Genomic DNA, 9698 nt, shown 5'->3' with positions numbered 1-9698 from the left:
GGTGGGTGCCATGTCCGCTATGTCGCAAGCCGGGGTTTTTGCCGCAACCACTAGCCGCCCCATTTGACTGGGCCAGAGACTTTGCGCGCTGTTGCAAAACAGTCTTGTCGGAACCTGACATGGCAAGGTGCGTTGAGTCGCGGTATCCGCCTGAGCATCGCCGATTGCCCTTCCACCCGTCACAAGGAGACCTTCGATGACATCACTCACGCGGTTTGCGCTTGCTGGAGGCCTGCTCGTCGCGGCCACTGCCGCGCATGCCGACGACAGCAAATTTCTCCAGTCCTTCCAGGGCAATTTCGCCGGCAAGGGGACCGTTCAGGTGACGACCCAAGCCCCGACGGTCAGCGTTTCCTGCACGTTCAAATCGGGTGCGACATCGTCCTCGCTGTCGCTCGACGGCAACTGCCGCGGCCTGATCCTGGTGACACGCGCCATCAGCGCCCGTCTGAAGACCAGCGGCGCCAAATACAGCGGCGTCTATGTGGGGTCGCGCACCGGACCGGCGCAGCTGAACGGAAGCCGTTCCGGCAATGCCATAAACCTCGCCATCCGCTGGGCCAAGGAGGTCAATGGCGACCGCACCGCGCAGCTTACCGTACAGAAAAACGGGGCGGACGGGATTGTCTTGACCGTGGTCGACCGTGATCCCAAGACCGGCAAGAGCGTCGTGACCAGCCGCATCGATCTTCGACGCAGCTGATCGGGTTCAATCTTCAAGCGGCTCCGGCGGATGGGCGTCCCGGCCCTTGCCGAAGGTGTAGCCGGTTTGGACCGCCTTGCGCCCGAACTTGTCGCGCAACGCATCGATGGCACCTTCGGCCATGGCGCGCTTGCGCGACTGGACATCGACCAGATCCGGCGGGTCGGCCTTGTCGTCATCCGAAAGGTCGCTGACGCCGATGCCAAGCAATCGAAATTTTGTCCCGTCCGTCTCCTTGCGAAGAAGTTCCACGCCGGTCGAAAAGATGCGGTCCGCGAGCCGGGTCGGGTCGCCAAGCTGACGGTTGCGCGTGCGCAGCTTGAAATCCTGGGTCTTCAGCTTCAGCACCACGGTGCGACCCGCAATGCCTGACTTCTTCAGCCGCGCCGACACTTTTTCCGAAAGGCCCCTCAGCACCGAGACCAGCTCGTCCAGCGAGGCGATGTCGGTGTCGAAAGTAGTTTCGGCCGATACGCTCTTGGCATCCTGGTCGGGGTCGACGCGGCGGACATCCTCACCGCGCGAAAGCCGGTAGAGCCGTTCGCCCATCACCCCGTAGCGACGCATCAGGTCGCCACGCTCCATCTTCTGGAGCTGGCCGATGGTGCGGATGCCATCCTGTTCCAACGTGGCGTTGAACGCCTTGCCGACGCCCCAGATCATGGTCACCGGCTGCGTTGCCAGAAAGCCGACCGCCTCGGCCTCGCCAATGACCGAAAAGCCGCGCGGCTTGCGGAAGTCCGATGCAATCTTGGCGAGGAACTTGCAATAGGACAGGCCGGCCGACACGGTGATGCCGATCTCCTTCTCCACGGCCAGCGCGAAGCGCGCCAGCACCACCGCCGGCGGCAGGCCGTGCAGCCGCTCGGTGCCGGCGAGATCGAGGAATGCCTCATCGATCGACAGTGGCTCGACCAGGGGCGTCAACGCCTGCATCATGGCGCGCACCTCGCGGCCGACGGCCACGTATTTTTCCATGTTGGGCGCGATCACGACCGCCTCGGGGCAGGCCTCGAGCGCCTTGAACATCGGCATGGCGGAACGCACGCCGCGAATGCGCGCTATATAGCAGGCGGTGGAGACGACCCCGCGCTTGCCGCCGCCGATGATCAGCGGCTTGTCCTTGAGCGCGGGATTGTCGCGCTTTTCGATCGCCGCGTAGAAGGCATCGCAATCGATATGGGCGAGGTGCAGCCGGTAAAGCTCGGGATGGCGGGCAAGGCGAGGGCTGCCGCAGCGTTCGCAGCGGCGCGTTTCGCCACGCTGAAACGTCAGGCAGTCACGACAAAAACCGTGATCGGGATTGTTGACAGGAGCCGCCATCACTGCGAACATAAAGAGAACAAATGCAATGGTACGACAGCGCAGGGCCAGCGACAAGCCTGGCCTGGGGAGAACGCATGAGCACGACCATAGTGCCGCTGGCGCCAGAGCTCTGGCCTGATTTCGAGGACCTTTTCGGCAAGCAGGGCGCCTGCTACGGCTGCTGGTGCACGCATTTCCGGCTGGCGCCGGCGGCGCGGCGCGAGAGCAGCCGCGAACGCAACAAGGATCACATCAAGGCGCGCATCGAGGCCGGCCCGCCGCCCGGGCTGCTGGCCTTCGAGGACGGCAAGGCGGTTGGCTGGATGCAGATCGGGCCACGCGCCGACGTGCCCGAATGGAACAACAAGGGCAGGGGGTCGGCGCCGATCGATCCCGCCGACGCTTCCGATCCGGCCGTTTGGGCGATCTCCTGCTTTTTCATCCGCGCCAAGGCGCGCGGCAGGGGCATCACGCACCGCCTCGTCGAAGGCGGCATCGATTTCGCCCGCAGGAACGGGGCACGGCTTGTCGAGGCCTGCCCGATAGACCTGTCCCGCGATTCGCGCTCGATCGGCCTGTTCGTCGGCTCGTCTGGGGTGTTCGAGAAGGCCGGGTTCGAGAGGCTTGTGGAGCGCAAGGCCGGTCGGCCGCTGATGCGGCTGACGTTGAAGCCGATTGCCTGACTGTCATCGTCTTGCAGTCGGGATGGTATTTCCCTACCAGAGATGCGAAACGATTTTTGCCTTCGACCGAACGGAGAATTCCCGTGAACCCTATGTTGCCAATTGCGTTTACCGCGCTTCTGCTCAGCGCACCTGCTTTCGGCCAGACCGTCGACAGCCAGGGCGCCAAGCAATTGTCCGATGACCTGTCGCGCTATGTCGGCAAACAGGCGCTCGACAAGGGTATCCTGAAGGTTTCGGCCGAAGGCGACGCCTACAAGATCGTGTTTGATTTCAAGGCGCTTGCCGCGACCTTCCCCGACCAGAAGATGGTGAAATTCGACTTTGCGCCCTACGCCCTGCTGGTCAAGCCGCGCAGCGACGGGTCCTGGGATGTCTCGATGGACTTTTCGCAGAGCGCCTCATTCGAGTTCAACGGTCCCGAGGGAAAGCAGAGCACGCGGTTTTCGATCAAGGACGGCAAGGGCAGCGGCGTCTACGACCCCAAGCTGGCGGCGTTCAGCAGCGCCACCAGTTCGATTGCCGGGATGACGATGTCGTCGCAGGACGCCAAGCAGCAGATGGATGCGAGCGCCGGTGCCGGCACCGCGACCCTGTCCGCGGCCAAGGCAGCCAATGGCGGCGTCGATTTCACGACGACGCAAAAGATTGCGAACTTCGTCGAAGCGATAAAATTCAATGATCCCGAGAGCGGGTTGAATTTTCCCGTTACCGTGAAGTCGCCGGAATTGTCGGTGGAGGCCAGCGGCAAGGGCGTCGAGACCAAGCCGCTGCTCGATCTCCTGGCGTTTGCCGTGGCCAATGAGGACGAGAAGACGCTGAAGGCAAACCAGGCGCAGCTCAAGTCGCTTCTGCTCGCCGCGCTTCCGGTGTGGGAGCGTATCGACGGGACCTATGGCTTCAAGGATTTTGCGGTCGACAGCCCGATCGGCACGTTCGGAGCGACCCAGCTCGGCATAGCGTTCGGCTCCGACGGCGTCGCCCAGAATGGCAAGATCAGCTATGGCATCAAGGCTTCGGGGCTGACCGTGCCGCAGCAGCTCTTGCCGAGCTGGAGCGTGGCACTGCTGCCCACCGATATCGACCTGAACTTCGGCGGCGCCAGCATCGATCTCGACAGTATGGCGAAGAAGGCGATCGAAGCCTTTGATCTCAATCAGGATCCGCCACTGCCGGCCGAGTTTGGCGACCAGCTCAAGGCCGACTTCCTGGCCAAGACTCCGAAGGTCGTCATCGGCCACAGCACCGTGAAGAACAAGGACATGGAGATCGCGCTCGAAGGCGAGATGACGACCTTCGGCCAGAAGCCCGATGCAAATCTGACCGTCGATGTCGCCGGTTTCGACAAGATCATGGAGCACCTGCAGGAAGCGGCGAAGGCGGAGCCGGAGGTCGGGCAGTACGTGCCTGTCGCTCTCATGGCGAAGGGTTTTGCCAAGACGCTGCCGGACGGCAAGCTGGAATGGGCTATCAACACCAAGGCCGACGGTTCGGTCACTGTCAACGGCGTCATGCTGAAGCCGGCCGATCCGGCGGTGGATGACAGTGTCGATGATGGTGGCGGCGCGGACGATGAGAGCGGCGATGACAATGGCGGTGGCGCTAACGGCGGTAGCGCTAACGAAGGCAGCAATAGCGGCGGCACCGATAATGGCGGAGCAGGGGCCAAGCTGAACCCTTGAGGGGGTAGCCCTCCAGCAATTCCCCCCGGAATTGCGTCAAAGCGCCTGTAGTCCCAGAGCGCTCGCGATCTTCGGCGCGGCTTCGTGCCAGTCCTGGACGACGATGACATCGTCCGAGACCGGGGGCAGGAACGCGCGCAGCGAATTGTCGGCCATCAGGTGGAAAAGATTTGAGTCGGCGACCGATTCCCGCACCGACGCCAGATTGTGCGGCTGATCATCGACGAAGACCACGGGCCGCCCGGTCTTGCCGCGCAGCCTGGCCACCGCCGGGCCCTTGGCCATCTCGGTGGTCAGCAGCGGATAGGCTAGTCCCAGCGCATCGAGATGGGCGCGGCGCGCGGCGCGATGCCTGTGCGGCATGGCCGTCAGCAATATGATTTCCGCGCGACCTCCAAGTCCCGTCAGGGCCTCCGCGGCGCCATCGGTGATGCTTTGCCAATCAGCTTGCGCGTCGAAGAAATCGCCCAGGAGTGCCGTGACTTCGGGTTGTTCGATCAGGCGGCCGCTGGCCGTTTCGGCAATGTTGCCGGTCAGCCGGAAGGAAGCCAGTGTCAGGCCATAGCCGCGTGCCTTGAGGAAATACGGAAACGGGCGGATGAATTCGAGCACCACATCGTCGACGTCGAGCACCAGCAGCGGCCGGTCGTCGGCCGCAAGTTCCTCGATCTGGCGCGCGGTTTCGGGATCATCGCTCATGTGGAACGCTCGTGATTGTCGTCGCCGAGCGGCAAGGCGCGCAGCGCCTTGCCGACTGCCGCCGGCGGGGTGCCGGTTTCCTCCGCAAAACGCATCAAGGTCGGCTCGTGGGCGAGAATGAACTGCAGGACGCCGGCCAGGAAACCCGGCTCGCCTGCCGCCCGGCGGATCGAATGCGCCTCTATTCCCGTGATCGCCAGAAAGCGCGGTAGAAGCTCGGGATCGGCGGCAACGAAGCCCAATGCCTTCACGGCAATGTTTTCCGCCTCTTCGCGCATTGACGCTGCGTTTGCCATCACTACCTTCGGTGTGTGGAATGAGTCTCTCCCGCAGTAATGGCAAGAGTTGCTTGCGGCAAGCCATTAGAGTGTGGCGCGCCTATTGGACGCGCAGGGAGTCGAGGCGGAATTCGTGCTGCTTTGCAGGCCGCGGGTTTCCGTTTCGTCAATCATATTGCCGTATAGTGAAGCAGGGTTTGGTGCGTTCAAGGAAAGAGCGCATGACGGTCACCTCCGGGCGGAGGACGGTCGGGACGGGATGTCGATGCCTAAGAAGGTCATGATCGTCGAGGACAACGAGCTCAATATGAAGCTCTTTCGGGACCTCATCGAAGCTAGCGGTTACGAGACGGTGCGAACCCGCAACGGTCTCGAGGCGCTCGACCTGGCGCGCCAACACCGGCCGGACCTTATCCTGATGGATATCCAACTGCCCGAAGTGTCGGGGCTGGAAGTGACCAAATGGCTGAAGGAGGACGATGATTTGCACGTTATCCCGGTCATTGCCGTGACTGCCTTCGCGATGAAAGGCGATGAGGAGCGCATCCGCCAGGGTGGCTGCGAGGCCTATATTTCGAAGCCGATCTCGGTGCCGCGCTTCATCGAAACCATCAAATCCTATCTGGGCGATGCCTGATGTGCCCTTCCAGCCGAGCCGGAGCCTTGTGAAATGACCGCGCGGATCCTCGTCGTCGACGACATCCCTGCCAATGTGAGGCTGCTGGAAGTCCGGCTGCTGGCCGAATATTTCGAGGTGCTGACCGCCACCAACGGGCCCGACGCGATCGAGACCTGCGAGAACGGCAAGGTCGATGTCGTGCTGCTCGACGTGATGATGCCCGATATGGACGGGTTCGAGGTCTGCCGGCGGCTGAAGAGCGATCCGGCGACGTCGCACATTCCGGTGGTGATGATCACCGCGCTCGACCAGGTCTCAGACCGCGTGCGCGGGCTGGAGGCCGGTGCCGACGATTTCCTGACCAAACCGGTCAACGACCTGCAACTGATGACGCGCGTCAAGAGCCTGGTCCGCCTGAAGTCGCTGACCGACGAGCTTCGGCTACGCGCCTCGACCACACGCAACATAGGCATCGAGGAACTTTTGAGCCGCAATTTCGCGTCCGAGGACACGACGCCGAAAGTACTTTTGATCGATGAGCGCAAATCGTCGGTCGAGCGCATCCAGAAGATGTTGCGCGACCGTGCCGACCTGGACGTCACCGGTGATCCGCATGCCGGGTTCTTCCAGGCCGCCGAAACGCCCTATGAATGCGTGATGATCTCGACCACCTTCGCCGATTTCGATCCGCTCAGGCTCTGCTCGCAACTGCGCTCGCTCGACCGCACCCGTTTTGTGCCGATCATCCTTTTGGCGGAGGAGGGCGAGGAAGAGCGCCTCATCCGAGGGCTCGAACTCGGCATCAACGACTATCTGATGCGGCCGATCGACCAGCAGGAACTGACGGCGCGGCTGCGCACCCAGGTGCGCCGCAAGCGCTACAACGACCAATTGCGCGCCAGCGTCACCCAGACCATCGAAATGGCCGTGACCGACGGCCTGACCGGGCTGCACAACCGCCGCTATCTCGACAGCCATCTGCAGACGCTGTTCGACCGCGCAGTGGCGCGGCGCCGGCCACTGTCGGTGATGATCACCGATCTCGACCGCTTCAAGTCCATCAATGACGCGCACGGCCATGATGGCGGCGACGAGGTGCTGCGCGAATTCGCGCGGCGGCTGCGCAAGAACGTCAGGGGTATCGACCTTGCCTGCCGGTTCGGCGGCGAGGAGTTCGTGGTGGTGATGCCGGACACCGACGGCACCGTGGCCGAGAAGGTGGCCGAACGCATCCGTGCCGAAATCGCCCAGAAGCCTTTCGCCATCGGCGCCGACGGCAAGACGATCGAGGTCACCGTCAGCGTTGGCGTGTCATCGGTGCTGAAGGGCGTGGATACGGCGGCCGCGCTGATGAAGCGCGCCGATCTCGCGCTCTACGAAGCCAAGAGCGGCGGCCGCAACCGCGTCGTTGCCAAGGCGGCCTGACGGTCCGGGCCCGATTATCCGGTCAACCCAACAGGGTTACCCATTTACCTTAATCCAAGCGATTCGCGAGCCTTGGTTAAGAAACTGTTGATTTTCATAAGCTCTTGCGCAAATGTGCAGGCCAAGACGAAGCCGGCACGAGGGTAGACAGCCGGCTCGGTCCCTCAGGAATACCCCATGATGCTCAGGTCCGCCGCATCTCCTGGGTCCGTGGGGTCGGCCGGCCGGCGCTGGCACATAGTGGCCTCCTCGTACCGCTGCCAAACGCCGACCGGCCCCCTCTTGTCCGACATGACATCAGGATTCCGCGCCAAGCCCCGGAAGTGCCGGGGCTTTTTTGTGCGCGGCAGGATCTGAAGAACGCTTTCCTGGGTTCTAACGGCACCTCGCGCGCTATCGCTTCGCAACGCGCGACCTTTTCACTGCCGTATGCAGAGGGGAAGGCGAGAGGCTACCCCCTCCATTTCATACATATGGCGTACAAGGGGCTTGCGGCAAGACCTGGCTGTTCCCGTAAAACCACGACCCAAGTTAACCGAAACGGGAGTGGCGAATGCCGGAATTGTTGCCAAGAGGCCAAGTAGGTCGGGACCGTGCAGTGGTGATCGCCGGAGGCGGTCCGACCGGGTTGATGCTGGGTGGCGAACTCGCATTGGCGGGCGTCGATGTGGCCATTGTCGAGCGGCGGCCCAACCAGGAACTCATCGGCTCGCGAGCGGGTGGCCTGCACGCACGCACCATCGAGGTACTCGACCAGCGTGGAATTGCCGACCGGTTCCTGTCACAGGGACAGCTATCGCCGTCCGTGGGCTTCCACATGATCCGGTTGGACATCAGCGATTTTCCCACGCGGCACAATTATCTGCTGGCGCTGCGGCAAAACCATATCGAGCGGCTGTTGGCCGACTGGATCAGCCAGTTGGGGGTGCCGATCTATCGCGGACAGGACGTCACGGGCCTCGCACAGGATGACGATGGCGTCGACGTCGAACTGTCCGGTGGTCGGTGCCTGAGAGCGCAATATCTCGTCGGCTGCGACGGAGGACGCAGCATCATCCGCAAGGCGGCGGGCATCGCGTTCGACGGGTGGGATCCGACGATGAGCTGGATGATCGCCGACGTCGAGATGTCTGAGGAACCTGCATGGGGCTTTCGCAGCGACGCCTACGGTATTCATGCGATAGGCAAGATTGAAGAAAGCGACCGCGTGGGTGTGGTGTTGACCGAGAGGCATCTGACCATTGGCGGCGAACCTACGCTGCGCGATCTCAGCGAGGCGCTTGTCGCGGTTTACGGCACCGATTACGGGGTCCACAATCCGACCTGGATTTCCCGGTTCACCGACATGACACGCCAGGCCGCGTCTTACCGCAACAAACGTATTCTGCTCGCCGGCGATGCTGCGCACATCCATCCCCCAATGGGCGGACAGGGCCTCAATATCGGCGTGCAGGACGCGGTGAACCTGGGATGGAAGCTGGCCCAGGTGGTCAAGGCGACGTCCCCTGAAAGCCTGCTCGACAGCTACCATGCCGAACGCCATCCGGTTGCCGCCCGCGTGCTGCGCAATGCGATGGCGCAGGTCGCGCTTCGTCGCAGGGACGACCGCACCAAGGCTCTGGGCGACACGTTTGCCGAACTGCTCGCCATGGACGGGCCACGCAAACGAATCGCCGCCGAGATGTCCGGCCTGGGTGTCCACTACGACCTCGGGGAAGGGCACGCGCTGCTTGGGCGGCGAATGCCCGACCTCGATCTGCTCACCGCCAACGGGCCGTTGCGGCTGTTTACCTTGCTGCACGACGCGCGGCCGGTGCTCCTCCATTTCGGTGAACCAGGCAGACTGGACAGTGCGCCTTCGGCCGGCCGGATCCGGCAGATCGACGCCAGGTATGCCGGTGCCTGGGAGCTTCCCGTACTCGGAACGGTCGCTGCGCCCGACGCGGTTTTGATCCGGCCCGATGGATATGTGGCCTGGGTAGGAGTTGGGACTCCACAGGGATTGGCCGATGCGCTGACCAGATGGTTCGGACCGGCTGCCGCAGCCGGGTGTCCTTCCGAACGCAGCGCGTCACACTCTTCCACGGACTGAAGGCTGGCTTCCACAGGCTGAAGGCGGCTGCCTCCTGACAAGCGATTGACAGGAGGCTCCATCTATGCAGAAATTGGTTGGACCATTGGACCACTTGGAGGAAGTGTGGACCAGAACAGCCTGCCACCCATTCAGACGACGGCGCGCGACGACGCCGTGCTGAAGGCATTGGTGGGCTTCGTCCGCGCCGAGGCCTTGCAGCCTGGTGAGCG

At 63.0% G+C, this 9698-nt stretch carries 9 protein-coding genes; 6 read left to right on the top strand and 3 right to left on the bottom strand.

The features are described 5' to 3' along the window. Positions 1-196: 196 nt before the first annotated feature. Entirely contained in the window at positions 197-703 is a 507-nt protein-coding gene (locus EOA36_RS17145; protein WP_127278643.1) for a hypothetical protein, read from the top strand. A gap of 6 nt (positions 704-709) precedes the next feature. On the opposite strand, the gene EOA36_RS17140 is transcribed toward EOA36_RS17145, so the two are convergent. Further along, positions 710-2038 (bottom strand): DNA polymerase IV, encoded by a 1329-nt coding sequence (locus EOA36_RS17140; RefSeq protein WP_127278642.1) that lies wholly within the window; start codon positions 2036-2038, stop codon positions 710-712. Between the two features lie 65 nt (positions 2039-2103). Here EOA36_RS17140 and EOA36_RS17135 point away from each other — a divergent pair, with 65 nt between their 5' ends. Both EOA36_RS17135 and EOA36_RS17130 read left to right on the top strand, forming a co-directional pair. Next, complete coding sequence (locus EOA36_RS17135) at positions 2104-2691, top strand: GNAT family N-acetyltransferase (protein ID WP_127278641.1); 588 nt, start codon at positions 2104-2106, stop codon at positions 2689-2691. A gap of 92 nt (positions 2692-2783) precedes the next feature. Then, entirely contained in the window at positions 2784-4373 is a 1590-nt protein-coding gene (locus EOA36_RS17130; protein ID WP_127278644.1) for a hypothetical protein, read from the top strand. A 36-nt stretch (positions 4374-4409) separates the two neighbouring features. Here EOA36_RS17130 and EOA36_RS17125 read toward each other — a convergent pair whose 3' ends face one another. Together EOA36_RS17125 and EOA36_RS17120 are read right to left on the bottom strand one after the other, a co-directional pair. Next, on the bottom strand, positions 4410-5072 hold the full coding sequence (locus EOA36_RS17125; RefSeq protein WP_127278640.1) for a hypothetical protein: 663 nt from the start codon (positions 5070-5072) through the stop codon (positions 4410-4412). Next, complete coding sequence (locus EOA36_RS17120; protein WP_127278639.1) at positions 5069-5368, bottom strand: DUF3572 domain-containing protein; 300 nt, start codon at positions 5366-5368, stop codon at positions 5069-5071. The genes EOA36_RS17125 and EOA36_RS17120 overlap by 4 nt, the downstream gene beginning before the upstream one ends. 247 nt (positions 5369-5615) lie before the next feature. On the opposite strand from EOA36_RS17120, the gene EOA36_RS17115 reads away from it, so the two are divergent. The 3 genes from EOA36_RS17115 to EOA36_RS17100 all read left to right on the top strand — a co-directional run bounded on the left by EOA36_RS17115 (position 5616) and on the right by EOA36_RS17100 (position 9486). Next, entirely contained in the window at positions 5616-5987 is a 372-nt protein-coding gene (locus tag EOA36_RS17115; RefSeq protein WP_006334976.1) for a response regulator, read from the top strand. Between the two features lie 33 nt (positions 5988-6020). Continuing rightward, positions 6021-7394 (top strand): PleD family two-component system response regulator, encoded by a 1374-nt coding sequence (locus tag EOA36_RS17110; RefSeq protein WP_127278638.1) that lies wholly within the window; start codon positions 6021-6023, stop codon positions 7392-7394. A 553-nt stretch (positions 7395-7947) separates the two neighbouring features. Then, positions 7948-9486, top strand: a complete 1539-nt coding sequence (locus EOA36_RS17100) for an FAD-dependent monooxygenase (protein ID WP_127278637.1) — start codon at positions 7948-7950, stop codon at positions 9484-9486. The last annotated feature ends 212 nt before the right edge of the window (positions 9487-9698 follow it).

This window comes from Mesorhizobium sp. M8A.F.Ca.ET.021.01.1.1 (assembly GCF_003998025.1).
Classification (GTDB): Bacteria; Pseudomonadota; Alphaproteobacteria; order Rhizobiales; family Rhizobiaceae; genus Mesorhizobium.
The sequence above is the reverse complement of the archived record's forward strand: the minus strand, read 5'-3'. Positions and strand labels throughout refer to the sequence as shown.